General features: G+C 68.1%; 17 protein-coding genes, 2 pseudogenes and 1 CRISPR repeat array. Of the genes and pseudogenes, 14 read left to right on the top strand and 5 right to left on the bottom strand.

The annotated features are described in order from the left end of the window. Positions 1-75: 75 nt before the first annotated feature. Positions 76-434: a CRISPR direct-repeat array (repeat unit 27 nt; unit sequence GTCCTCATCGCCCCTACCAGGGATCGC). A 32-nt stretch (positions 435-466) separates the two neighbouring features. From AWW66_RS22935 to cas2, 5 genes are all read left to right on the top strand, one after another. Further along, on the top strand, positions 467-979 hold the full coding sequence (locus AWW66_RS22935) for a CRISPR-associated protein Cas4 (RefSeq protein ID WP_067370197.1): 513 nt from the start codon (positions 467-469) through the stop codon (positions 977-979). Then, positions 976-1,734 (top strand): CRISPR-associated endonuclease Cas1, encoded by a 759-nt coding sequence (cas1, locus tag AWW66_RS22930; protein ID WP_245648436.1) that lies wholly within the window; start codon positions 976-978, stop codon positions 1,732-1,734. The genes AWW66_RS22935 and cas1 overlap by 4 nt, the downstream gene beginning before the upstream one ends. Continuing rightward, positions 1,728-1,955, top strand: coding sequence for a CRISPR-associated endonuclease Cas1 (locus AWW66_RS35595; protein ID WP_245648435.1), 228 nt, complete (start codon positions 1,728-1,730; stop codon positions 1,953-1,955). The genes cas1 and AWW66_RS35595 overlap by 7 nt, the downstream gene beginning before the upstream one ends. Before the next feature lie 138 nt (positions 1,956-2,093). Then, on the top strand, positions 2,094-2,996 hold the full coding sequence (locus AWW66_RS22925; RefSeq protein ID WP_067370195.1) for an IS5 family transposase: 903 nt from the start codon (positions 2,094-2,096) through the stop codon (positions 2,994-2,996). After that, positions 2,978-3,256, top strand: a complete 279-nt coding sequence (cas2, locus tag AWW66_RS22920) for a CRISPR-associated endonuclease Cas2 (RefSeq protein WP_342671935.1) — start codon at positions 2,978-2,980, stop codon at positions 3,254-3,256. The genes AWW66_RS22925 and cas2 overlap by 19 nt, the downstream gene beginning before the upstream one ends. Positions 3,257-4,141: 885 nt before the next feature. On the opposite strand, the gene AWW66_RS22915 is transcribed toward cas2, so the two are convergent. Further along, entirely contained in the window at positions 4,142-4,978 is an 837-nt protein-coding gene (locus AWW66_RS22915; protein WP_067370193.1) for an SDR family NAD(P)-dependent oxidoreductase, read from the bottom strand. A gap of 1,041 nt (positions 4,979-6,019) precedes the next feature. On the opposite strand from AWW66_RS22915, the gene AWW66_RS32955 reads away from it, so the two are divergent. Further along, entirely contained in the window at positions 6,020-6,928 is a 909-nt protein-coding gene (locus tag AWW66_RS32955) for a tyrosine-type recombinase/integrase (protein ID WP_245648433.1), read from the top strand. Between the two features lie 122 nt (positions 6,929-7,050). Here the strand turns inward: AWW66_RS32955 and AWW66_RS36550 are convergent. The 4 genes and pseudogenes from AWW66_RS36550 to AWW66_RS22885 all read right to left on the bottom strand — a co-directional run bounded on the left by AWW66_RS36550 (position 7,051) and on the right by AWW66_RS22885 (position 9,877). Next, positions 7,051-8,008 (bottom strand): annotated as a pseudogene (locus AWW66_RS36550) (IS3 family transposase). Between the two features lie 292 nt (positions 8,009-8,300). After that, complete coding sequence (locus AWW66_RS22895; protein WP_067370183.1) at positions 8,301-8,753, bottom strand: SitI3 family protein; 453 nt, start codon at positions 8,751-8,753, stop codon at positions 8,301-8,303. An 18-nt stretch (positions 8,754-8,771) separates the two neighbouring features. Then, positions 8,772-9,182: a CdiA C-terminal domain-containing protein gene (locus AWW66_RS22890; protein ID WP_067370201.1), complete on the bottom strand. Its 411-nt coding sequence runs from the start codon at positions 9,180-9,182 to the stop codon at positions 8,772-8,774. Between the two features lie 167 nt (positions 9,183-9,349). Further along, on the bottom strand, positions 9,350-9,877 hold the full coding sequence (locus AWW66_RS22885; RefSeq protein WP_067370181.1) for a DUF6244 family protein: 528 nt from the start codon (positions 9,875-9,877) through the stop codon (positions 9,350-9,352). 655 nt (positions 9,878-10,532) lie between these two features. Between AWW66_RS22885 and AWW66_RS22875 the strand changes: the two genes are divergently transcribed. The 8 genes and pseudogenes from AWW66_RS22875 to AWW66_RS22850 form a co-directional block, all read left to right on the top strand. Continuing rightward, positions 10,533-11,396, top strand: coding sequence for an IS5 family transposase (locus AWW66_RS22875; RefSeq protein ID WP_396890715.1), 864 nt, complete (start codon positions 10,533-10,535; stop codon positions 11,394-11,396). A gap of 72 nt (positions 11,397-11,468) precedes the next feature. Further along, positions 11,469-12,248, top strand: coding sequence for a transposase family protein (locus AWW66_RS22870; protein ID WP_083978787.1), 780 nt, complete (start codon positions 11,469-11,471; stop codon positions 12,246-12,248). 52 nt (positions 12,249-12,300) lie between these two features. Next, positions 12,301-12,411 (top strand): annotated as a pseudogene (locus tag AWW66_RS36545) (hypothetical protein); the annotation flags it as partial. 346 nt (positions 12,412-12,757) lie between these two features. Then, positions 12,758-13,414, top strand: coding sequence for a hypothetical protein (locus AWW66_RS33910; protein ID WP_157527730.1), 657 nt, complete (start codon positions 12,758-12,760; stop codon positions 13,412-13,414). 154 nt (positions 13,415-13,568) lie between these two features. Continuing rightward, positions 13,569-13,940: a hypothetical protein gene (locus tag AWW66_RS22865; protein WP_157527727.1), complete on the top strand. Its 372-nt coding sequence runs from the start codon at positions 13,569-13,571 to the stop codon at positions 13,938-13,940. Positions 13,941-13,984: 44 nt separating this feature from the next. Beyond that, positions 13,985-14,212, top strand: a complete 228-nt coding sequence (locus AWW66_RS22860) for an ATP-binding cassette domain-containing protein (protein ID WP_067370167.1) — start codon at positions 13,985-13,987, stop codon at positions 14,210-14,212. A 1,139-nt stretch (positions 14,213-15,351) separates the two neighbouring features. Continuing rightward, a complete protein-coding gene (locus AWW66_RS22855) occupies positions 15,352-15,804 on the top strand; it encodes a type 1 periplasmic-binding domain-containing protein (protein ID WP_169807157.1) in 453 nt (150 codons plus the stop codon). A gap of 168 nt (positions 15,805-15,972) precedes the next feature. Beyond that, positions 15,973-26,179 (top strand): LamG-like jellyroll fold domain-containing protein (locus AWW66_RS22850; RefSeq protein ID WP_067370162.1); only part of this gene is annotated, 10,207 nt, incomplete at its 3' end.

Raw genomic sequence — 26,179 nt, 5'->3', positions numbered from 1 at the left:
CTGGTCAGGGCCTATCAGACCACGATCGAAAGTCTCCGAGCTACCGGGGGAACCTCAGTCGCGGAACCCTTCCTGGTCCTCATCGCCCCTACCAGGGATCGCAACTACTACGGGGTCCGCATCGAGCTGCAGGAGGCGGTCGCGTCCTCATCGCCCCTACCAGGGATCGCAACAGGTGCTGGACGGCCTGGCCGTCCAGGCCCGCACCGAGTCCTCATCGCCCCTACCAGGGATCGCAACACGGCGTAGCAGCGGCGGGACAGCGCGCGGATCATGGTCCTCATCGCCCCTACCAGGGATCGCGGCGTCGGCGGCCGTAGCTGCGTGGTGGCGGTCATGCGGGTCCTCATCGCCCCTACCAGGGACCGCAACGTCATCACCATGGTCGTCTCCTCTCGGGCCGGGCTGTCCTCATCGCCCTTACCAGGGATCGCAATCGTTGAATGGCCGACCCGAGCGTGATCGTGTGAACACCGGTATCGGCACCGACGACGAGATCGGCGGCGTCCACATCAAGTACCTGCTGCACTGTCCCCGCCAACTGTGGCTGTACAGCCACGGCTACCGACCCGAGAGCCGCAACGAAGCGGTCGCGTTCGGCGAGACCGTCGACGACACCACCTACCGCCGACACGCCGACGTCGACCTCGGCGCAGCGAAGATCGACTGGGTGACCCGCGGAGCCGTCGTCCACGAGACGAAGTCTTCCCGGCAACCCTCGCCGCAGCACGACGCCCAGGTCCTGCACTACTGCCTCCTGCTCGCGCGACGGGGCGTGACCGTCCGTGGCGGAGTCGTGCACTACCCCCTGATCCGACGCACCACCACGATCACGTGGGACGCGTCCGCTCGACGCACGGCCGAGGCCACCGAAGCGCAAGCCCGCCAGGCCATCACCGTCGATACACCCGCGCCGCGACTACCGAGCACCCGCTGCCGCGGATGCTCGTACCGCGACTACTGCTGGGGAGACGCATGAGCGCCCGCGCACGCAGCTACTGGCTCACCGAACCCTGCCGCATCCGGCGCGAGGACAACAGCATCCGGATCGAACGCGCCGACGGACAACCCGCCCGTATCCCGATCACCGACATTCGTGATCTCGTGCTCTTCGACAACGTCGACATCAACACCGCAGTGGTGTCGCTCCTCGGCAGGCACGGCGTCACCGTCCACGTGCTAGACCACTACGGCAACTACTCCGGCGTCGTGGCCCCCGCCGAGGACATGTCGTCCGCGCACGTGGTCCGCGCGCAGGTCAACCTCACCGCCGACCCGGCAGTCCGACTCGCCGTCGCACGAGCCCTGGTCACCGCGACCGCAGCCAACGTCGCCTGGGCCCTGGACACCGACCTGCTCGACGGACCACTCGAACGCCTCCCCGCCCAGGTCGAAGCCTGCACATCGACCGAGGACCTGATGGGCGTAAACGGCAACTTCCGGCGCACCGCCTGGGGAGTGCTCGACACCCTGCTACCGCCGTGGCTCAGACTCGACGGACGAACCCGCCGACCACCCAGCAACGCGGGCAACGCTTTCGTCAGCTACCTCAACGCGATCACGTACGCGCGGGTCCTCACCGCCATCCGCTGCACCCCGCTGCACCCGGCGATCGGATTCCTGCACGCCGACAGCGACCGCCGCCGCAACACTCTCGGCCTCGACCTCGCCGAACCATCCAGCCCCTGCTCGCCGAGCGGTTGCTCCGCCGGGCAGCCGCCCAGCGGATGCTGACCGCCGCCGATTTCGTCAGCGACGTCCGTAGCGCCTCCCTCAGCAAAGCCGGCCGGAAGAAGGTCGCCGTCATGGTGCGCGAGGAACTCGCCACCACAGTCCACCATCGCAGGCTCGGGCGAAAGGTGTCCTACGAGGAGCTGATCCACCTGGAAGCCCTCAAGCTCGTCCGACTCTGCCTTGAGGGAACCCCGTACAAGGCCTTCCGACCCTGGTGGTGACCCATGTTCGTCGTCCTAGGCCGCGTTTCAAAGGTGGGTGCGCTGGTGGGTGCGGCTGTGGCGTGTCGTTGATCGAGATGTGAAGAGGTCTCCGGTAGGTAGTTCATCGACCAAGACGAACTTCAGACCGGAGACCTCGTGGCCACGATACCGGCGACGAGGCGGCACGACCTGACCGACCGGCAGTGGACGGCCCTCGCGGCGCTGCTGCCGGTGGGTAAGAAGCCGGGCCGGCCGCCGAAGTGGAGTAAACGGCAGCTCATCGACGGCATTCGGTGGCGCACGCGGGTAGGCGCGCCGTGGCGGGACGTGCCGGACTGCTACGGGCCCTGGCAGACCGTGTACGGGCTGTATCGGCGCTGGCAGCGTGATGGCACGTGGCAGCGGATCGTGACCGGGTTGCAGGCCTGCGCTGACGCTGCCGGTGCGATCACGTGGGACGTCAGCGTGGACTCCACCAGCGCCCGGGCGCACCAGCACGCCGCCGGAGCCCGCAGGAGCGCGGACCTGCAGAAGGAACCACCCGGCGGGGTGGGTGAGGAACCGGCCGACCACGCGTTGGGCCGGTCTCGGGGTGGGTTGACCACGAAGCTGCACCTGGCCTGTGAGCAGGGGCAGAAGCCGCTGTCGATCGTGTTGACCGCAGGGCAGCGTGGTGACAGCCCGCAGTTCATCCCGGTGCTGACCGGTATCCGGGTGCCCAGGCCCGAGGGTGGCAGGCCGCGTACCCGTCCGGATCGGGTCCTGGCGGACAAGGCATACAGTTCGCGGGCCAACCGCGAGTACCTGCGCCGTCGGGGCATCAAGGCGACCATCCCGATCAAGGCCGATCAGGCGGCCAACCGGCGGAAGAAGGGTTCCAGGGGCGGCCGGCCGCCGGTGTTCGACCCGGTGACCTACCAGCAGAGACACGCCGTGGAGTGCGGCATCAACAGGTTGAAACGCCACCGCGGGGTAGCCACCCGGTACGACAAGCTCGCCGTCCGCTACGAGGCCACCGTGCACATCGCAGCGATCAACGAGTGGCTACCCCGCTTCTGAAACGCGGCCTAGTCTACGACACCGCCGTGGAACGCAACCCCGCCGCGCTGCGGACCTGTCGGCAGTACCTGCACTGGGTGCAGCGCAGCGTCTTCGAGGGTGATCTGTCCGCCGCGCAGCACCGTAGCTTGTTCGCCGCCCTCCGGCAGCAACTCGACCTGAGCTACGACAGCGTCCGCGTCTACCGGATGGGCTCGCCGCACCTCGTCGAGGTCGAGACTCTCGGTGCTGAACTCGGCCACCCGGATTCGGTACTCTGACCAGCACAGATGCACAACCGCCGGTCCGCTGCAGAATCCGCCCGATCCGAGGCGGAGAAAGCGGCTCTGACCTGCGACTTAAGGTTCGGGTCGCTCATCACCCCTGGAGGGATCGCAACTCGGGGTTGGCGTCCGGGGAGTCCAGGTCGGCCGGTCGCTCATCACCCCTGAAGGGATCGCAACACGGTGAGCGCGGGTGGCGGCGGATCGGCACCGGCGGGTCGCTCATCACCCCTGGAGGGATCGCAACCTCTGACAGGCGGCGTCGCAGAAGAACGCGGACGGTCGCTCATCACCCCTGGAGGGATCGCAACACGTCCTCAAACACGAGGGCTTGGTCGTCACACGTGGTCGCTCATCACCCCTGAAGGGATCGCAACCGGACGATGCGACGAGCGTTCCCAACGGGCTGTTCACGGTCGCTCATCACCCCTGGAGGGATCGCAACAGCAGCACCAGCCGGGACAGTTCCGCGCCGGTGTGGGTCGCTCATCACCCCTGGAGGGATCGCAACAGGGCACCGGGGTGATGGCCGGGCTGCGTCGGGAGGTCGCTTATCACCCCTGGAGGGATCGCAACTAGTCATCGGGTTGTTCCCAGCTGTCGGCGTAAAAGTTCCGCTGCAGAGTCGGGTACGCGCTGACGTACACGGATCCGCATGCCCCGAGGAACAGCGTGCCGCTGGCCATCGGCTCACCAGCATCCGTGCCAACGTCTACGCTTAGTTACCGGCACGCAGTCGGCTGACGCCCGGATTGCGGCCAGATGCGGATGTCGTGGCGCTCCCCTGTTGGCGTCGACGCCGGGCGTGCCGAAAGAAGGTGAAGGACATTGCGGGCGTCGGTGCCACGCTGGCGGGTCACAGCGGGTAGGGACGCCGGGTCGTCAACGGGTGGTGAACTCGTTTGCGGCCGCGACCACGTCGGCGGCGAAGCCGCCCGCATACGCTGCCGTTGCGCCGCCGTCGACCGGCAATACGATCCCCGTGACGAAGGACGACGCGTCGCTTCCTAGCCACAGGGCGGCCTCGGCGATGTCTGACGGCAAGCCCAGGCGCCCGATCGGCTGCGAGGCACCCAGCTTCTCCTCGAGGAAGTCGCTGAACGCATCCGCCTCGTCTGGGGGAACACCGAAGCTGCGCGCCATGATGGGCGTGCGGATGATCCCGGGGGCGATGGCGTTGGACCGGATGCCGAGCGGTGCGAATTCGACGACAGCCTGCCGCACCACCCCGACGACTGCGTGTTTCGCGATCGTGTATCCTGCGGCACTCCAGCCGCCCTGTAGGCCGGCGGCGCTCGCCGTCGAGACGATCGAGCCGCCGGTGCCCTGGCGCCGGAACTGCCGCGCCGCGTACTTGTGGCCGAGCACGACCGAGCGCGTCAGCAACGCGATTGTCTTGTCGAAGCCCTCGCTTCCGATCTCGATCATCGGAGACGGGTCTCCCTGCGCGCCCGCGTTGTTGAACATGATGTCGAGCTTTCCGAACTCACTCACCGCCCTGTCGACAGCGGCGGCGATGTCGGCCTCGCTCGTGACGTCGGTATGGACGTAGACGAGCGAACCCCCGTACTCCTTCTGGAGCGCCGCGCCCAGTTCGTCGTTGATGTCGGCGGCGACGACCTTCGCGCCCTCGGCGACGAAGAGATCAGCGCCGCCGCGACCGATGCCGCTCGCCGCGCCCGTGATCATCGCGACCTTGCCCTTCAATCGATCTGGCATGGGTCTTGTCCTTCCGTGAGACCGCCTCTGACAGTCAGGCCATCCGCAGGGCAGTGTGCGGGAGGCGGTGATTCAGCATTCGAGACTTGCTGCGGTGATGAGCTCGGCAAGATCGGGCGGAAACGCTGCCCGTTGCGACCCTGCGCTCGAGCGCGCGATGTGATGGTCGCTGCAGCGAGCGCAATGCCGGCCTCAGAAGCTGCCAGCATCGCCGCGTCATCGTGGAACCGAGCCGCGGCTCCAGGCTACGTCGTTGGTGGCCGCATACGGCCCCAACGACAAGACTGAACGCCCGTATCTAACAAGACCGGACACCTGTAACAACAGGGCACCCGCTCATCGGCTAGATCCGGAAGCCACTAGGAACAGCCCGCCGTCACCCAACGTAATCATTGAGTCGTTTGCCTCCCGACGTCGTCGGGCTCACTCGCGCTCTCCGACGCCGATCATCGCTACGTATGTCCAGGCGCGTACCTGGCTCTGCACTGGTGCCCGTACGCCGACACCAGCCGCCGGACTGGCCGGTCCCTCATCACCCCTGGAGAGATCGCAACTTCAGCCGCGACGGGGCGCCGGAACCGGAGCCGCTGCTGTCGCTCGTCACCCCTGGAGGGATCGCAACGCCGCTGACCGTTGTGTGACCCTGAGTCAGTGAGTTCGAAGTCGCCCCGCTTTCGGGCGAGTTTCGGTGTTGTTGGAACTGGCCCTCATTGGCTGTGCATCTTGCCTACCTGGAGCGGTGTGCGCGATCCTGCGATAGAAGGAGGTCTTCTGATTCGCGTTCAAGGTAGGGGCCATGGAATTTTCGGGTGAAGAGGACAGTGTTCTCCGGGCGGTCAGATTATTGCGGAACGGCTGGGTGTCTCGCCTGGAGTGCTGCCGCTGGGTGTAAGGAATGGGTCGCTGCGGTTGCCTACCTTCGATGAATACATCGAGCGGGTATCCGAAGCGCAGACCATTGGTACGCGCCGAGTGTACGGGACATACTGGAACCGTGTGCGACAGGTGTGGGGCAGTCGGCACATCGATGAGCCGAGCCCGTTGGAGATCAGGCAGCTCGCCGAACGGATGAAAGAACAGTTGGTAATTCGGCGAAATTCGCGCGGCGGTCGAGTGGCTGCGGAGCACCTCATTTCCTCCCTCCGCTGTCTCTATAGTCAAGCGGTCGCTGATGGGCTGATCTCCGAGGCAGACAACCCAGCCAGGCGGGTTTCGAAACCGCGACGACTGGCGAGCCCTCGCCGAGCGTTGTCGAAGGCGCAGGTCGTTCTGATCAACGACGTCGCCGCCACCACAGGCAACGATCCAGACCTGGACGCGCTTCTCTTGCGGCTTCATCTGGAGACAGGGTGCCGGCGCGGCGGTGCGCTTGATCTCCGCCGCGCCGACCTCGATACCGAGCACTGCATGATCCATCTACACGAGAAGGGTGATACCACTCGCTGGCAGCCAATCTCCCCGTCTCTGGCAGAGAGACTAGACCGGCATGCCGACGAACGGGTCGGCAAGGACCCCGACGGTAAGCTGCTTCGCTACCGGACGGGGAAGCCGATCACCAGGCGCCGGTACGACCACCTGTGGCAGCGGTTGGGCAGGTGCCTACCCTGGGTCGAGACCCAGCAAATCAGCACCCACTGGCTGCGGCATACCACCTTGACGTGGGTAGAGCGGGCTTTCGGGTACGCCGTGGCCCGCGCCTATGCGGGGCACAATGGCCGGTCGGACGCGGGAGCGACGAGCACTTATGTGCGAGCAGATCTTTTTGAGGTGGCTGAGGCGCTCGTAGCGCTGACGGGCGAACCTCATCCACTGGTCGCTGCTGTCTCTGGGAGGTGGCCGGAATTTGTGGTCGGTTCGATGTCGATGGCGGACGGGCCGAAGTGGGCGGCCGGCGGACCGTATGGCTCTGCGCCGTTACTTGACACCTGCTCGTCTCGTGGCGCTGCCTGATTTTGGCACCACGTAGTTGACCTCAGTACTGTCGGCCTTTAGTCTCTGATCTTCCCCGGGTTTTCTCGGAGCCGTGTTGGTTGGCGTCAGGCTACGGGTGACACGATCGGGTGGAGCCTCTCTTACTCGATCGGGGTGAGCATGCCCAGTGAGCTGTGGCGGCGTTGCCGGTTGTGGAAGATCTCCAGGTATTCGAAGATCGCGTTGGCCAGTTCGATGCGGGTGCGCCACGTCCGGCGGTTGAGCAGCTCGGTCTGCATCCGGCCCCAGAACGATTCGATCATGCCGTTGTCGTAGCAGTCACCGATCGATCCCATCGACGGCGCCAGACCGGTTTCCTGGGCCCGGCGGGCGAAAGCCCATGTAGTGAACGGGACTCCGTGGTCCGAGTGGATCACGGTGCCGGACGGTTGGCGGTTGCTGATGGCCATGTTCAGGGCGTTGGTCACCACCGTGGCCGTCTGCGTGGCGTTGATGGACCAGCCGACGACCCTGCGGGAGAAGGTGTCCAGCACGACCGCGCAGTACACCTTGCCCTCCCGGGTCGGGTGCTCGGTGATGTCAGTGACCCACAACTGGTGCGGCGATGAACGGGTGACGTCGCGGTTGGCCAGGTTGCTCGCGGTGGGGGTCTGGTGCTTCGGCCGCGGCCGCCGGTCAGCCACGCTTGACGCAGCGCCCGTTGCGATGGCGGCCGGTTGCGCCAGGCGTAGTACCCGGACGCCGAGACCGTGAACATACGGCAGCAGATCTCGACGGGTAGCCCCTCAGCGGCCATCTGTGGGATGGCCGCGCGCCGGTCCTCCGGGGTACTACCTCCTTGAGGGGCTCAGCCGCGCGTCGATGCACGGCCACCTCGGTCTCCAGCTCGACGATCCGCCGCCAAGCCGCGACCAGCTCGGTGTGATCGGCAGAGGTGACACCCGGCATCTGACCGGTGTCGATCAGCTCTTGGCGGCGCCAGTTGTAGATCGTCTGATCACTGATCTCCACGTCCCGGACCAGTTCTGCGACCGATCGGCCGGCCTTGAGTAGATCGAACACCTTGCGACGAAACTCGGGTGGATGTCTCCTGGGCACGTCTCCCCTCAACGAGTGACGATCCTGACGAGTCAACCAACCCGACTCCACCGAACCCGGGGAACATCAAACCCTCCGGCAAACCGGGGGAACCTCACATGCCAGCGTGATACGGGCCCCAGGGGGTGTCGAAGCCTGTCGGTGCAGCGAGCTTCGCTGCCTGCTGCAGGGGACTGCTCAGGTCAGGATCAGTGGTCGCCGATACCCGGCATGACCCTCGCCGCTGGTGTTGTCGGTGACCTTCTGGGGCGTGGCCTGCCGCTGCATCGCCTTCCCTGGGGAAGCGGGGCGGTCAGCCGGTGATGAGGTGGTTCAGGTGGTAGTGGTTCCACCAGTGTGTGCGGTGTGTGCGGGTGACGCTGTCGGTTCGGGTGAGGAGGAGGTAGTTGCCGTCCTGGATGAGGGCGGCGTCCTCGCTGCGCCCGGCTAGGACCCGGAGCACGGCTGCCACCATGTTGGGGATCCCTTTGTCGGCCAGGTCGTCGGCGTGTAGGGAGAAGGTGACGTTGACGTAGGTGTCGGGTTCCCATTGCCAGGGGGCGTCGTTGTCGGTGTGTGCCTCGTAGTAGCCGTGGGTGCCGGCGCGGACGGAGATGGCGTAGCCGCGTTGGTCGTACAGGCGAGCGGTGAGCAGGCCTGGTTTCGACGCGGGCTGTGGTGTCTCGTCGGGGGTGGCGGCGGTCAGGGCGGCGATCTCGTCGACGGGAGGGGTGCCGGCCAGGATCAGGCGGAACTCCACGGCCATGACGTCCTCGTCCCCTTCTCAGTCTTGCCGGATGATCTGGAGGATCGTACCGTCGGGTTTCACCGCGACCAGTTCCTTGAGCCCGTCGATGGGCCAGGTGTCGAACTGGCGCCGCAGGGCGGTCAGGTCGCCTTCCCAGTCTGTGAGGTTCACGGTCACGCGTTGGGTCTGGTCGTCGTCGACCTTCTCGCGGACCTGGCTCCAGATGTTGCGGACCGAGGTGGTGGCCTGGGGTGAGTAGCAGTCGAAGACGTGGCCCTCGATGAGGTAGTCGGGGTCCTTGTTCGGGTCGCCGGTGTCGCCGGTGTGGTCCCGGGCGGCGGCGACCTCCTGCGGGTGGGGGTTCTGGTGCACCCGGTAGCCCTGGGCGGCCACCGTGGTGGCGCAGTCGTTCTCCAGCTCGAGACCCCGGCGGGTGCTGTCGTCGATGCTGGGGCGGATCCTGGTCGGCGGTCCGGTCGGTGTGCCGTTGACAGCCCCGGTGGGTTTTCTGCTCCAGGGCGGGAACACGACGTCGGTGTCCTGCCCGGACCGGGAGCGGGTCGGGCCGTTGGTGGTGGGCGCAGGGCTGGCCGGTGGGGACCGGTCAGCCCCGCTCAATCTCCCGCCGACCCCAACCGTCGGGCCTGGCTGATGGCCGCTTCGACGGACTGCTGGGCGACGGTGCCGCGCTGGACCACGAGTACCAGGACCTGTTTGATGCTGTCGAGGGCCTGAAGGAGTGGGCCGGGTTGCCCGCCCTGCAGGACCGCGCCGGCGAGCTGTCGGGCGTGGTCGACGTGCGCGATCGTCGCGGTGGCGGCTTCCCGGGTGGCGGCGACACCCTGCCCGGCCGGGGCCAGCGCGGTGATGGTCTCCTGCGGCGTCGTTTCCCGGGAAACCCTCGCGGTGGCCGTGGTCGCCTCTTCGACCGCGCTGGTGAGGCTGCCGAGTCCGCCCTGGATGGTGGAGATCGCGGCGCGGACCTGGGCGATGCCGGCGGCGACCGCCGCGAAACCCGCGCCAGCGGCCCGCACAGCGACCTGCTCAGCCTGGCTGCCGGCTGCGGCCGTGAGGCTCCGCGCCCGCTCGACCCCGGTCGTCAGGGCACGCAGCTCGCCGGTGATCTCTTCGATGCTCGACACGTACCAGCCACCCCGACCGAGAACGGAACCCGACGCCCGCAACCTACCCGGACTCGCCGCCCTTCTGCGATACCCGACCACCAGGACCAGGCCGACCCTACGGAGCCGAGCGCGGCAACGGCCCACCTGCCGGCAGCAGGCGGCGCGCGAACACCTGTCGATAACCTGGTCGGGGACTGCGTAGATCGACACACTCCCGTCAGAACGGGATGGTCTACGACGTCGACGGCAACCGCATTGCTTGTATCGACTCTGACGGCCAGGCAAGCGTCTTCGTCTCCGGTCACGAACTGACTGTCGCGGGTCAGGATCTGAGTGCGACCCGCTACTACGAGCATGCCGGAGATGTCGTCGCCTACCGGTCGGCCTCCACGGTCACGGGTGCGCGGGGCGTCGTCTGGGTCGCGGCGGACCACCACGACTCTGCCTTGTGGGCCCTGCACTCAGTAACACGAGTTGAGAGCGTCAGGTATGCGGACCCTTACGGTGTGACCCGTACCGGTAGCGCTGATTTCCTGCCGAGCGTCGGCCAGCGCGAATTCGTGGGTGGGGGTTACCGATCCTACAGGGCTTTCCCTGCTGGGCGCTCGATTCTATGACTCGGTTCTAAGTGCGTGTTTGAGAAGGGCTGTTGTGGACGGTGTGGTGGCGTGACATCGACCGTCGGGGCGGGCAGGGTGGCGTGGTGTCTGCGCGCCGTGGTTACCCCTCTGACCTGACGGATGCCCAGTGGGCGTTGATCGAGCCGTTGTTGCCGGAGCCGAACACGGACGGCCGTCGGGAGAAGCATCCGCGACGGGAGATCGTCAACGCGATCCTGTACGTGGTGCGGTCGGGGTGTCCGTGGCGGTACCTGCCGGGGGATCTGCCGCCGTGGCAGACGGTGTACTGGTACTTCACCCGGTGGGAGGAAGCCGGCGTGACGGAGAAGCTCCTCACCGTGCTGCGGGTGAAGGCGCGGGTACAGCAGGGCCGCCATCCGGAACCGTCGGCGGGGATCATCGATTCGCAGAGCGTGAAGGGCGCGGACACCGTCGGCCGGGACTCCCGGGGCTACGACGCGGGCAAGAAGGTCAACGGCCGTAAACGGTTCGTCGTCACCGACACCCTGGGCCTGCTGGTCACCGTGACCGTCCTCGCCGCGAGCTGGCAGGACCGCGACGGCGCGAAGGCCGCCCTGCTCGGCACGTACATGCTCACCCCGATCCGGCACGTCTACGCCGACCAGGGTTTCACCGGACGACTGGTCGACTGGACCCGCGACACCCTACGCACCACCCTGGAGATCGTCCGCAAACCCGCCGCCCAACGCGGCTTCGCGGTCCACCCCCGCCGCTGGGTCGTCGAACGCACCCTGGCCTGGCTCACCGCCAACCGCCGGCTGGCCCGCGACTACGAACGCCACCCCACCGTCTCCGCAGCCCTCATCCGCTGGGCCGCGATCACCGGCATGACCCGCCGCATCACCCGCGGCCGACCAGCACACCGACAAGCCCGCCGCACCTTCAACCGGACCTAACCAACCCATCTCAAACACGCACTAAGGGACGTCTCGTAACTCGGTGGCTGGTCCATGGTGGATCATGTCGGGGTGCAGGTGATCTCGGCAGCCCGCCAGGAGTGGATCGTCCCGTTCACCGGGCTGCAGCCCGCTCAGTTCCGCCGCCTCGTCAGGTTGGTCGCCGAGCGTGGTGGTGACGCGATCGCCGATGGCCGGCCCGGCCGGCCGTGGTCTCTCGACCTCGCCGACCGGGTGCTCCTGGTCGCCGCGTACTGGCGCACGAACCTGACGATGCGCCAGATCGGCCCGCTGTTCGGGGTGTCGCACTCCGCCGCGCACCGGGTCATCGACACCGTCGGCCCCCTGCTCGCCCTGACGCCGGGGCGACGGCGTCGGGTCGAGCAGATCACCATCGTCGACGGCACGCTCATCCCGACCCGGGACCACCGTCTGGCAGCCCCGAGCAAGAACTACCGCTACAGCACGAACCTGCAGGTCGCCATTGACGCCCACACCCGCCTCGTCGTCGCCCTCGGCGACCCGCAACCCGGCAACCGCAACGACACGATCGTCTACCGCACCAGCGGCATCGACCAGAAGCTGGCCGGACGGCCGGTCATGGCCGACGGCGCCTACCGCGGCAATCCCGAGGTGATCATCCCGTACCGCAAGCCCGCCGACGGCAGCGAGCTACCCGAGTGGAAGACGGACCTGAACAAGCAACACCGCACTGTCCGAGCGCAGGTCGAACACGCCCTGGCCCGCATGAAGTGCTTCAAGGTTCTCCGCGACTACCGCCGCGCCGCCCACACATTGACCGACACCGCGTCCGGCATCGCCCACCTCCACAACATCATCATCGCGGGATGACACCAACACCGTCGCCAGGCAACGCCATCACCGAGTTACGAGACATTCTTTAGGGTCCTTCATTTCGGTCGATCAACAGACGGATGAGTTTGATCCGCGGCGGATGAATCCTTTTGCATATGCGAACAACAATCCTGTCTCTTTTGCCGACCCCGACGGGCTCTTCTGTGGAAGGGTGAAGAGCGCGGCAAGCCGTTCCGGAAACGCCGTCGCCCAGGCAGCCACCTCGGCGGCGAAGGCGGTGGTCCAACAATGCAGGCACCAGATCTGCGGTTGCCGGCGCGTTCGCGATGGTGTCAGCGGTGCTTCCCCGCCGGCTCAGGTGGTAGCTGCCGCAGCGGGAGCGGTGGCGGCAGTTGCATGTGCCCTCGCCTGCCTGGCCTGTTCATCCTGATGCCTTGCTATATCTGTCCGTGCTTGGATGGAAGTGTCAGACTTCGGTTAAGATGTCGACCACGATCGGGACGGGTAAGTTGCTCGAGGGTCAACGCCTGGAAATGGAGTAGGCGATGGAGTATGAAGACGATCTTCACCGCACCATAACTCGAATCCCCTGGTCGTCGTTGAGGCGAGCTGATGTGGGGACGGCCGATTCGACCCTCCAAGATCTATTGGATCTAGCAACTGCAAGCATGCCTGAGTCTCGGGACTCCGCTGCGGGGAATATCTACTGTGCCGCAGCGAACCAAGGGGCGCTGGGGGAGGTGTCGCCGTTTGTGGTCGATGTACTCGTGGCTGTCTTGCGCTTTGGATGGTGTCAAGATCGGGAGCCGATCTACTATATTCTTCAAGCGATACACGAATCAAGGGGAACTGATCGCCCGAGTGTGGCCGCAGGGCATGAGTTATTTGTCAAAACGCGGACGAAAATCGTCGACGCTTTGGACGTCTACCTCGGTGATCTGCGCTCCGTGGAGCTGCAAGACCATCCGTCGCTATTGCTGCTGCTGGAAGATCTTGCAGCCAGCCGGATAACAGTCATCGCCAGCCTGGACGCCGCCATGGGAGCGACGCCGCCTCCGACTCAAGGGCTGGTGCGGGAGGCATTGGATAACGCAATCGAGCATGCCCGTCAGCATGTGACTGCACCGGACGAATGCTATTGCGGTGAATATTTCTCGTTGAGTGAGGAGCAGAAGAGCGTAGCGTTGTCTGTTGTCAAGTAAGCTTTGCGGTGGGTCTGAAGCGCTGAAATCTCGTGACCGCAGAACTACTCAGGACTTCCTTTGGTGTCGGCACCGTCGGCAGTACCCTGATCGCCAGGATGTGACTATCTGCTCGTTGCATGCCGGCGAGCCAGGTCGCTCGGCGGTGGGGGGCGTGGCGGACGTCGCACCCCTTCCCACAGTCCACCGCCGGCAGGGTGCCATCGTGATGCTGGCCTTTGGCAGCGGCGGCGCTGCGCTGCTGGTGCCCGGCTTCGCGGCGCTGGCCGGCCAGATCACCGTCGCTCAACTGGTGATCTGCCTCGGCGCGGCCTGGGGAGTGTTCCGGATCTCCGGGATGGGCCTGGAGGCCTTCGACATCGAGTACGGACTGGGCGCGGTACGGGCTCTGGACCGGACCGCCAGCCGGTCCGGAACACCTTGCGGGCCGGTGACGGCGCCGGACCGGCGTGAGCCCGCCGCGACGCCTGCGCTGATCCGGTTCGAGCGGGTCACGTTCACTCACCCCGGGGCCGCCGCCTGCTGACCGAGCTGGACCTGGAGATCCGGCCCGGCGAGGTACTGGCCGTCGTGGGGGTCAACGGTGCCGGCAAGACGACGATGGCAGCCCTGCTCGCCGGCCTCTACCACCCGTCGAGCGGACGGATCACGGTGGACGGTACCGACCTGGCCGACCTCGACCCGGTCACGTGGCGGGCCCGGGTGTGCGCCGTCTTCCGGGACTTCGTCCGCTACCCACTGACCGTCCGGGACCACGTGACGCTGGGAGGCACCCGCACCGCCGGGTCGATCCTGTGAAACGCGGTGGCGGAGAACACCATGTCGAACGGTTCACCGGGCAAGGGCTACTCCTCGAAGACCGCCGTAACGACCTCCACCTCGTCGAACGCGGCAAGATTCCGCGCCAAGAGTGAGTCCGGCGGCGATGTGGTCTCATGGGGTGGTAGCGCGAATACGCCGCCGGGTGGCGCTCTGGCCTCGGGCCCTTCGACGAGCCGGAGGGGGCCCGCGATGGAATCAGGCGGCGTGACCAGGCGTAGCGCCCGCACGGAGAATCGCAGCCATCATCACTTCGGTGCGGAGCGTCGCCGAGTACGCCCTGTGGGGCACCAGCTCCGAGGCCAACGCTCTCGATGGCCCTCGGGCCTGGGTATGAACACAGGGGAGCGTCGAACTTTGCTGCGTGCCGTCATTGCCCGGCTGGTTGCCGCCGCCTACCCTCTACCGCATGCATACCTGTTTCCGGCAGGTATGCGGGATCTACGTGTCCGAGTCCCCCCTCGGACACAATCTGCGGCATCGATGCCGTTTCTCCAGTATCCCTGGTCGTGTGTCTCCGACCAGGGGATTTTGATTCTCGTGACCGCTGCTGCCGGCCTTGTCTCGGGCGTGGGTGGTGGTCGGTGTGGCTGAGCCGTTGATCGCGTCGTTGGTGCCTCCGGTGTTGCCGTCGGGTCGGGGCCCTGGGGTGGCTGGCGGTTCGTCGGCCGTGGGGTTGCGTCGGGCCGCTCTGCCGTTGCCGGTGCTGCCGTAGGAGCGGGCCGGGATGTGGGTGTACCGGTTGGTGACGGTGGACGGTAGTGGCCGGCTTCGGGACCGGGTCGGTGATCGGTGCGCTGGGGTGAATGTGCGAAGCCTCCTTGCTTCAGGTCGGGAATCTCGGACACGACGTAGGATTCGGCGTCGTAGCGCACACGCGCCGGCCGGCAACCGGGCCCTCGGCCATCCGGGGGTGATGACCACCCGCCGCCGGATCGCTCGGCTCCGTCCGGCTGACTACGACCGCCCCTGACCGGGAGTAGGGTGCGCTCGTGCGCGACGCTGGAGTCAGACGAGGTACCCGGCCGCGGCGTCCCGGTCGGCGACCTCCCGGTCCCGCTCGACTTGGGCTTCCCGGCTGGTGGCAGTGGTGGGCGGCGGGCGGGTTCGCCCTGGTGGTGGCCGTGCTGGTCGGATGGGCGCTCTGGCCGCAGCCGGACCCCGAACCCCGCCAGCGGGCGTACGCGGCGCAGACCGCCTGTCTGTTGACCGGAGCGGGCGGGGTGGCGGATCCGGTGGCGCAGCCGGTCTGGGCCGGTATGCAGGAGGGTTCCCTAGCCACTCGGGTCAAGGTGCAGTACCTCGAGGTGGACGGGGCGCAGACGGTGGCGAACGCGGAGACCTTCCTCGCGAGCCTCGTGCAGACCCGCTGTGATCTTATTCTCACCGTGGGTGAGGCGCCGTCGGGGGCGGTCCGGGCCACCGCCGCCCGATTCCCGTCTGCCCGTTTCGTGGCCTTCGGGCCGGCCGAGGCGACCTCGAACGTGTCCGTTGTGGACAGTTCCGACCCGGAAACGGTGCGTCGGTCGGCCCGCGATCTGGTGACCGGACTGTCGCCCGCAGTCGACTGAGTTCTCTCAGCCTTCGCACAGGTTTGGCCGATCGGACTACTTGTGCCGCCGTCGATGTGATCCCCACACTCTCGTGGACGTTTCACGCTCAACGGGGGAGGACCGGCCATGCGCCGATTCGGCGGCGCCATGCGCCGGGTGTCCATAGTGGTCGTCATTGTGTTCGGAATGTCGGTCGCGATGCCGCAGGGCGCGGTACGACCGGGTGACGAGTTCCCGCTGACCTGGTTGACCTGGTTCACTCAACGCCCGGCCTGGTCGGCGGCGAACGCCTTCCTCGGCCTTCCCGTGCAGGGCAAGGGTCCCAGCGGCGAGGTGGACCCGCACGTCCCGGCCTCCGCCACCGACGCCCGGACCGGTGCCGGTAGGGCACCGGTACCGGCCGCCGGCACGCTGGATTCGTACCAACCCCACCGGTTAGCCACCACCCCCGAGACCACCGGCGTCGCCGAACCGGGTTTCGACGCCCGGACCAGCAAACGGGACGCCCGCCGGTCGACCCAACGCTCTGACGTCTTCACCAACGCCGACGGGTCGGTCACCCGCCGGACCTACAACCGTCCGGTCAACTACCGCGCCGCCGACGGCACCTGGCGGGCGATCGACTCCGACCTGACCCGCCGGTCCGACGGCCGGTTACACGTCGCCGCCAACCGGCTCGGCATCTCCGTCGCCGGTGCCGTCCCCGTCCCCACGACGCCGGGGGCGCGGGCCGCGACCACCGACCCGACCGACCCACCCGCCGCCGACCGGGCCGAGGTGTCCGGGGCGCAGGACCCCTCGACCGACCTGGCCCGGCTCACCCTTCCTGGCGGGGAGACCGTCGGGTACCGGCTGGAGGGTGCCACCGTCGGCACCCCCGAGGTGACCGAGGGCACCGCCGTCTACCGGGACATCCTCGCCGACACAGACCTGGAGTTGACCGCCTTCGACGCCGGCATCAAGGAGACCCTGGTGCTGCGCTCGCCGCAGGCCCCGTCGACCTGGGTGTTCCCGCTGCGACTGACCGGGCTGACCCCCCGGATGACCGTAGCCGGCGAGGTGGAGCTGCTCGACGCTGACGGCAAGGCGGCGGCCTGGTTCCCGCACGGCTCGATGCAGGACGCCAACGTCGACCCGCAGTCCGGGGCACCGGCCGAGTCGTCCGGGGTGACCTTCGAACTGATCACCGTCGCCGGGGCCCCGGCGCTGAAGGTGGTCGCCGACCGGGCCTGGCTCGACGACCCGTCCCGGCAGTACCCGGTCCGGGTGGACCCCACGATCACCACCGGGACGACCGGAGACGTCTACGTCGACAACGACTCCGCGACCACCAACCACAACGGCGACAACCTCCCCGTCGGCACATACAACGGGGGAGCGGTGAAGGCCCGGTCCTTCATCCACTTCGACGAGTTCGACGACGACGGGCTGATCGGCAAGCGGATCACCGCCGCCAAGCTGCGGCTCTACCACACCTGGTCGTACGACTGCAGCTCCAACAAGCCCTTCCACGTCCACCGGGTCACCCAGCCGTGGACCGTCGCGAACCTCACCACCGGCAACTACCCCGGCCCGACGATCTCCTCGTCGATCGGGTCGCTGACCATCACCAACAACTCACCCGCCTGCGGAAACACCGGTGCGGACCGCAGCGTCGGCCGGTGGGCGACCGTTCCGCTTGCCGTCGACACCTTCAACGACTGGTCGACCGGCGGGGCGAACGAGGGGCTGGCGCTGACCGCCTCGGAGACCGACTCCACCGCCTGGAAGCGGTTCACCGCCGCCAACTACTCGTCCGGGGCGTACAAGCCGTACCTGGAGCTGACCTACAGCAACAACGTCGTGCCGCAGGTCAACCTCCGTTACCCGGGCAACAACGCGGTGGTCAACACTCTCACCCCGGAGCTGCTGTCGCGGGCCGTCGACCCGGACAAGTGGCCGGCCAAAGGGTTCACCTACAACTACGTGGTCACCGACGCCGCGACGAACGCCCTGGTGGTGAACTCCGGCTGGGTCGCCACCCCCGCCTGGACCGTCCCGACCGGGCGACTGGCCTGGAACAAGACCTACCTGTACACGGTCCGGGTCTACGACAAGGTCGGCTACAGCGCGGTCTACCCGGCGTACGCCTTCAGCACCTCCGTCCCCCAGCCGGTACTCGCCACCAACCTGGCGCAGAACTCCGGCAAGGGCTTCGACCCGAGCATCGGCAACTACACCACCTCCGCCACCGACGTCAGCGTCGCCACCGTCGGCCCCTCCCTGTCGGTGACCCGTAGCTACAACAGCCTCGACACCCGACGCCACAACGCGTTCGGCACCGGCTGGTCGAGCATGTTGGACACCCGGGCCAGCCAGGTCATGGACGTCGCCGGCACCGTTCAGTCGGTACTCGTCACCTACCCGACGGGGCAGGACGTCGCCTTCGGCCGCAATGCCAACGGCACCTTCACCGCCCCCAGCGGCCGGTTCGCCACCCTGGTCGAGACGAAGAACTCGGCCGGTACGGTCACCGGGTACACCCTGACCGACAAGGACGCCACGGTCTACACCTTCGGCCGGTCGGTCGGCGCAAACGTGTTCAAGGTGACCCGGATCGCCGACGCCAACGGCCGGGCCCTGACCTTCACCTACTCCACCACCGGCCAGCTCACCACCATCACCTCGGCCGCCGGTCGGTCCCTGCACGTCACCTGGTCCACCCCGACCGGCTCGACCCACCCCCACGTGGCGACCGTGACCACCGACCCGGCAACCCCCAGCGCCCCGACCACCGCGGCCATCTGGCGGTACGGCTACGGCGCCGGTGACCAGCTGACCCAGGTCTGCCCGCCGACCGATCCCACCCGATGCACCACCTACCAGTACACCCCCACCTCCCAGTACGCCAACGCGGTGCTCAACGCCGGACCGTACTCGTACTGGCGGATGGACGAGGCGGCCGGGACGACCACGGCGGCCAGCCGGGTGCTGAGCAACGCCGGCGTCGACAACGCCCGCTACAGCGGCGTCACCCTCGGCCAACCGGCCGGACTGCCCGGGTCGACGGCGACCACCGCCGGATTCAACGGCACCAGCTCCCACGTCCAACTCCCCGGGAAGCTGATCTCCGAGGGGCAGTACCAGTCCATCAGCCTGTGGTTCCGTACCACCACCCCCAACGGGGTGCTGTTCAGCTACCAGGTCGACCCGATCAGCAAGGGCACCACGTCCAGCAACTACACCCCGGCCCTCTACATCGGCAGCGACGGCCGACTACGCGGCGAGTTCTGGATGGGCTCGACCACCCCGATGACCACCGACGTCCCGGTCACCGACGGGGCCTGGCACCACGTGGTGCTCGCCGGTGCCGGGGACACCCAGCGCCTCTACCTCGACGGGGTCCTCAAGGGCACCCTCAACGGGACGATCTCCCTGCACGCCGGGGAGTCAGCGAACGTACTGGTCGGGGCCGGTTTCGTCGGCGGCGGCTGGCCAGGGCACGTCAGGTCGGGCACCTCGCCGGCGGTGGCCACCCACTTCACCGGCTCCATCGCCGAGGTCGCCTTCTTCAACCAGGCCCTGACCGGGGCCACCGCCGCCGAACTGCACACCGTCGGGCGGAGCAGCCACCCGGTGCTGACCAAGGTGGTCCGCCCCTCAGGCGGGACGACCGCCGAGATCGCCTACGACACCGCCACCGGCCGGGTCGCCACCCTCACCGACGAGAACGGCGGTGACTGGAACCTCGCCGCCCCGACCGTCTCCGGCAACAGTGACGTGTACGCGGCATCAGTCCTGGGCGCCAAGCCGGCCGACTACTGGCGCCTCGGTGAGACCGAGGTGACCGAGGCGGTCAACGAGGTGCAGGGCGGTACCGCCACCTACGACACCACCACTCTCGGGGTGACCGGTCCGTTCAGCGACAGCCGGGCCGCCTCGTTCAACGGCACCTCCTCCCACCTGGTGCTACCCCCCGAGAACATCCCGACGACCGGGCCGAACTCGGTGGAGATGTGGTTCAAGGTGCCGTCCGGCCCCACCACCGGCGGGGTCCTCTACGGCTACCAGGCCGCCCCGATGGAGGACCCGAGCGTCACCGGGACCTCGACCCCCGCCCTCTACGTCGGCACCGACGGCAAGCTCCGCGGCGGGTTCTGGACCGGCAGCCCCACCCGACTGATCACCAGCGCCGCCGGGGTCAACGACAACAAGTGGCACCACGTCGTCCTCTCCGCCGGAACCAACACCCAGACCCTCTACCTCGACGGAGCGCCGATCGGGACGATCAACCACGCGCTGGCGGCGACCGACGCGGTCAACGCGTACGTCGGCGCGGGTAAATGGTCCGGCAGTTGGCCGATGACCGGCACCCGGACCGTCGGCCACTTCACGGGCTCCGTCGCCGAGGTGGCGTTCTACCGGTCGCAGCTCACCGCCGAGCAGGTCTCCGGGCATTTCGTGGCGTCGAAGCAGACCGCCCCGGTGGCGGTGACGATGCTCTCCGGGGTGGCCACCGCCATCGCCATGCCGGTCTCCACCGTCACCGTGACCGGGCCGACGGGAGAGACCACCTCGTACAGCTACGACCTGGTCAACGGCAACCGCCTCGTGGCGCAGACCGACGGACTGGGCAACACCACCAAGTTCGGCTACGACGTCGGCGGGTACGGCAACCTGACCTACGACCCGCGCGGGGTGTGGACCCAGGAACTCCAGGACGTCCGGGGCAACACCAAACAGGTGATCACCTGCCAGGACCAGTCCGCCGGCCGGTGCTCGTCGGTCTACTACACCTACTACCCGGACGCGACCACCACCACCCTGACCCCGGACCCCCGCAACGACCTGATCCTGACCGTCCGTGACGGCCGGTCGGCGTCGGAGACCGACAACACCTACCTGACCAGCTACGGCTACGACACCTTCGGCAACCAGGTCGGGATCACCGATCCGCTGGGTCGGACCACCCGGGTCACGTACACCGACGGGACCACTGTCGCGGCCAAGGACGGCGGGTTCGCCCCCGCCGGTCTGCCGGCGACGGTGACCACTCCCGGCGGGCAGACCCAACGGATCGTCTACCACACCAGCGGTGACGTCGCCGAGGTGATCGAACCGTCGGGCAAGACCACCCGGTACACCTACGACGGGGTGGGCCGGGTCCTGACCGAGACCGAGGTGACCACCAACCACCCGGCCGGGCTGACCACCAGCTACACCTACGACCTGCTGGGGCGGCCGGTCACCGAGACAGAGCCGGGGGTGACCAACCGGGTCACCGGTGCGGTCCACACCGCCCGGACCACCACCACCTACGACGTCGACGGCAACGTCACCGAGGTCACCGTCGCCGACCTGACCGGCGGGGACGCCTCCCGGACCACCCGGCACACCTACAACGGGTACGGCCAGGAGTCCTCGACCACCAACGCGGGCGACCAGACCACCACCTTCGGGTACGACGTCTACGGCCGCGTGGTGAGCGAGACCGAACCCGACGGGACGGTGAACACCAGCACCTACGACGTCGAGGGCAACCTACTCACCTCGGTCGTCCGGGACTTCACCGGCGACCCGAACAGCCCGTCGAGCCCCCGTGACCTGGTCACCGTGCAACGGGCGTACGACCCGGCGGGACGGCTGGCCAGCGAGACCGACGCGATGGGGTGGACCACCGCGTACACGTACACCGACAACGGGCTGGAGGCGAAGGTCACCCGGACCGACAACGACGGGCGGACCTTCCTCATCGAGGAGAACCGGTACGACGCGGCCGGGAACGTGGTGACCGAGGTGACGAACAACGGCCACACCGTCACCACGGCCACCTACGACGCGGCCGGTCGGACGACCACCTCCACCGTCGACCCGGACGGGCTCAAGCGCAAGACCACCCTCGTCTACGACCTCGACGACAACGTGGTCTCCACCGTCTCCACCGGCCCGGACGGCACTGTCACCAGCATCTCCGACGCGTTCTACGACCACGCCGGTCGCGCCGTCGCCGAGACCGAGTACACCTCCACCGCCCTGACCCCGGTGGGTCGGTGGAAGCTCGACGAGACTACCGGGACGAAAGCTGCCGACGCGGCGGGCAACAGCCCCGCCACCGCCACCGGCGGGCTGACCTGGTCGCCCGAGCGCGGCGGCTCGGCGGTCTTCGACGGCGCCAGCGGCTACCTGGCCGCGCCCCGGGTGGTCGACACCACCCGGGCCTTCACCGTGGCCGCCTGGGTGAAGCTCGCGGGGGCGGGCACCGGCACCGAGCAACTCGTCGTCTCCGCCCCGGGGGCCACCGGCAGCACCGCCCTGAAACTCCATCACCTGCCGGCCCAGAACCGCTGGCACACGTCGATGTCGGTGCGCAAGGCCGACGGGACCGTCGCCTGGGTCAACGCGGGGAGCCCGAACGGCTCCGCCACCCCGGGGACCTGGACCCACCTGGCCGTCACCGCCGACCCGACGACGAAGACCCTCCGGCTCTACGCCGACGGGGCCCTCCAGGGCACGGCCACCACCACCGAAGACTTCAACAACCAGTCCACCGGGCTCACCATCGGCGGCGCCAGCGGGTTCGGCTGGTTCCCCGGTGCCGTCGACGACGTGCAGGCGTATCAAAAGGCCCTGTCGGCGGCCGAGATCTCCCAGCTACGGGCGGGAACCGCCCCGGCAGCGGACGCCCAGGTCATCCGGACCTCCCAGACGGTGGACTCCGACGACCTGCCGACCTCGGTCACCGACCCCAACGGCGACACCACCTACTACGGGTACGACGAGGAGGGCCGGGCGGTGCGGACCACCGCCCCGGCAGCCCTCGCCGAGCAGGTCGGGCAGCCCCCAGCCCTGGCCAACGCGGTGACCCTGGTCGGCTACAACACCTTCGACGAGCCGACCGACGTCCGGGACGCCAACGGCAACTGGTCGGTCATCGAGTACGACGCCCTCGGCCGGACGGTCGCCGAACAGGCCCCGGCCTACACCCCGCCGGGGGCCACCACCCCGATCGTGCCCCGGACCACCCAGACCTACCACGCCGGTGGTGAGGTCGCCACCGTCACCGACCCGCTCGGTCGGGTCACCCACTACACCTACGACCAGCTCGGCCGGCTGGCCAAGGAGGTCGCGCCCAACGACGGGGCGACCACCTACACCTACGACGACATCGGCAACACCCTGTCGGTGACCGACCCGACCGGCGCGGTCACCACCGCCACCTACGACTACCTGGGGCGGACCGTCACCTCGACGGACGTGGTGCGGCAGGACTCGACCCACCACACCACCCACTACACCTACACCCCGCAGGGGTGGCCACAGCAGGTCACCTCCCCGGCCGGCGTGACCTCCCGGACCGAGTACAACGTCCTGGGCGAACCGACAGCGGTCTTCGACGGAGCCAACAACCGGACCCGGTACGAGTACGACGCCGAGGGGCGGAACACGAAGACGATCCGCCCGGACAATTCCTTCTCGATCGTCGAGTACGACCTGGCGGACCGGCCGGTCCGGACCGCCGAGCACGGGGTGACCGGAACCCTGCTGTCCAACAGGTCGGTCCGCTACGACCGGGCCGGGAACCTGGTCGCCTCCACCGACGCCAAGGGCACCACCGCCACCTTCGAGTACGACGCGACGGGTGTGGTCACCCGACACACCCAACCGATCTCCGGATCGGACGCGATCGTCACCACCTTCGGGTACGACCTGGAGGGCAACCGGACCCGGTTCACCGACGGCCGGGGGAACGCCTTCTTCACCACGTACAACTCGTGGGGGTTGCCGGAGTCGCAGATCGAGCCGGCGACAGCGGCCCACCCGGCCGCCGCCGACCGGACCTTTACCCTCGCCTACGACGCGGCGGCCCGCCCGGTGCGGCAGCTGCTGCCCGGCGGGGTGTCGGTGACCAACACCTACGGCGACCTGGACCAGCTCCTGCGGCAGGCGGGGGCGGGGGCGGAGGCGACCACCACGGACCGGGTCTTCGAGTATGACGTGGTCGGTCGGATGACCTCCTTCTCCGGGCCGGGCGGCACGAACAGCGTCAGCTACGACGACCGGGGTCTGCCCCGGTCGGTGACCGGCCCGGCGGGGGACACGTCGTTCGGCTACGACTCCGACGGGCGGGTCGCCTCCCGGCAGGACGCGGCCGGCACCACCACCTTCGGATACGACGTCGCGGGCCGGCTGGCCGCCCTCGCCAACCCGACCGCGGGGGTGCAGCTCGGCTACGCCTACAACAACCTGTCCCAGGTCACGACGATCACCCACGGCAGCAACGGGAACACCCGCAACTTCACCTTCGACGCCTCGCACCGGATCGTCGGGGACGAGCTCCGCACCCCGACCGGGACCTCCCTGGCGAAAATCACCTACGGGTGGGACCTGAACGACAACATCGTCACCAAGAACACCACTGGCTTCGCCGGGTCGGCGAACAACACCTACACCTACGACCTTGCGGGCCGGTTGACGTCCTGGAACAACGGTGCCACCAGCACCGTGTACGCCTACGACAAGTCCGGCAACCGGGTGCAGAACGGCGCCAAGCTGTTCAGCTACGACCAGCGCAACCGGCTCGTCGACGCCGACGGGACGAGCTACAAGTACACCGCCCGGGGCACCCTGGCCCAGGCCGGCGGGAACCTGACCAGCGCCGACGCCCTCGGCCAGGTGGTGTCGCAGGAGGCCGGCGGGGCCACCCAGACCCACACCTACGACGCTCTGGGTCGGGCCGTCCGCCCCGGTCACGCGTACTCGGGGCTCGGCAACGACCTGGCCGGTGACGCCTCCTCGACATACGTCCGGGGGCCGGGTGGCGACGTGGTCGGGACCACCTCCGGCGGTCAGCAGCGGATGGTCTGGACCGACCTGCACACCGACGTCGTCGGGCAGTTCACCGCCACCGGGACGACCCTGGCCGGGTCGGTCACCTACGACCCTTTCGGCAAGGTGGTCGTCTCCGGGGGTCTGATCGGGCAGCTCGGCTACCAGTCGGAGTGGACCGACGCGGTGACCAGCCGGGTCAACATGCACGCCCGGTGGTACAACCCGGACACCGGGCAGTTCGACACCCGGGACACCGCCTCCAACAGCCCTCTGCCGGACTCGATCAACGCCAACCGGTACCAGTACGGCGACGCGAACCCGCTGACCGTGACCGACCCGACCGGCCACTGGGGTCTGCGCGACCTCGGCCGGGGTCTGCGGAAGGCGGCCAGCGCCGTCACCTCGACCGCCCGGTCGGCGTACTCGTACACGTCGTCGTACATGTCGCGGGCCTCCTCGTACGCCGCGTCCTACAGCTACTCGGCGTACAACTCGGCCAAGGCCAAGGTCACCAAGACCGTCAAGAAGGCCAAGGCCGTGGTCAAGAAGAAGGTCCAGCAGGTCAAACGCAAGTACGAGCAGGTCAAACAGCAGGTCAAGAAGAAGTACAACCAGGCGAAGCGGTACGTCAAGAAGAAGGTCGAGAAGGCCAAGAAGTACGTGGCGAAGAAGGTCGCCGCGGTCAAGAAGAAGGCCAAACAAACCATCGCCAAGGCCAAACAGGCCGGTAAAAAGATCGCCGCCAAGGCCCAACGGGTGGTCAAGAAAGCCACCACCGCTGTACGCGACGCCACAAACGCAACGAAGAAGTGGGTCAAGGACCACAAGGACGTCCTGTTGGAGGTCGCCGCCGTCGGCGGGGCCATCCTCGCGGGTATCGCCTGCACGGCGGTGACCGCCGGGGCCGGGGCGCTGGCCTGCATCGCCGGGGCCGGGGCGCTGATCACCCTGGCGAAGGACGCGGCGCAGGGCGACATCCACAGCATGGGCGACGCCCTGGGTTCCCTCGGGACGGGAGCGGTCGCCGGGCTGCTCGGCGGTGCCGGTGGGGCGATCGCGGCCCGGGTGGGCGCGGCGGTGGCCAAGAAGGCCGGCACCGGCCTGCTGGGCCGGTTGGCAGTCGAGGGTGTCGAGGGTGGGGTGGAGGACGCCCTGGGGCAGGTCGCCACCACCGGCTCGTACAACCCGCGCGCCGCGGTGGAGAACATGGTGCCGGGCCTGGGCGCGTTGAGCCGTAAGGGCGGCGGTGGCGCCCGGTCGGGCGGGGCATCACCGTCGTCGGGGCGGAACGCGGCGGGGATCAGTGTGTCCGGCGGGTCGGGGTCCTGCCCGACGAACGGTCGTCGACACAGCTTCGATCCGCAAACGCCGGTGCTGATGGCTGACGGGAGTCGCCGGCCGATCGAGGACGTCAACGTCGGTGACCGGGTGCTGGCGACGGACCCCGTGGCCGGTCGGTCGGAGCCGAAGCAGGTGACCCGGCTGCACCGCAACGTGGACGAGGATCTGACCGATCTGACGGTCCGAGACCAGGACGGCCGGGTGACGAAGGTCGAGACGACCTGGCACCACCCGTTCTGGAACG

Source organism: Micromonospora rosaria, assembly GCF_001567585.1.
GTDB classification, from domain to species: domain Bacteria; phylum Actinomycetota; class Actinomycetes; order Mycobacteriales; family Micromonosporaceae; genus Micromonospora; species Micromonospora rosaria.
Note: the sequence above shows the minus strand (reverse complement) of the source record. Positions and strands in the feature narration are given on the sequence as shown.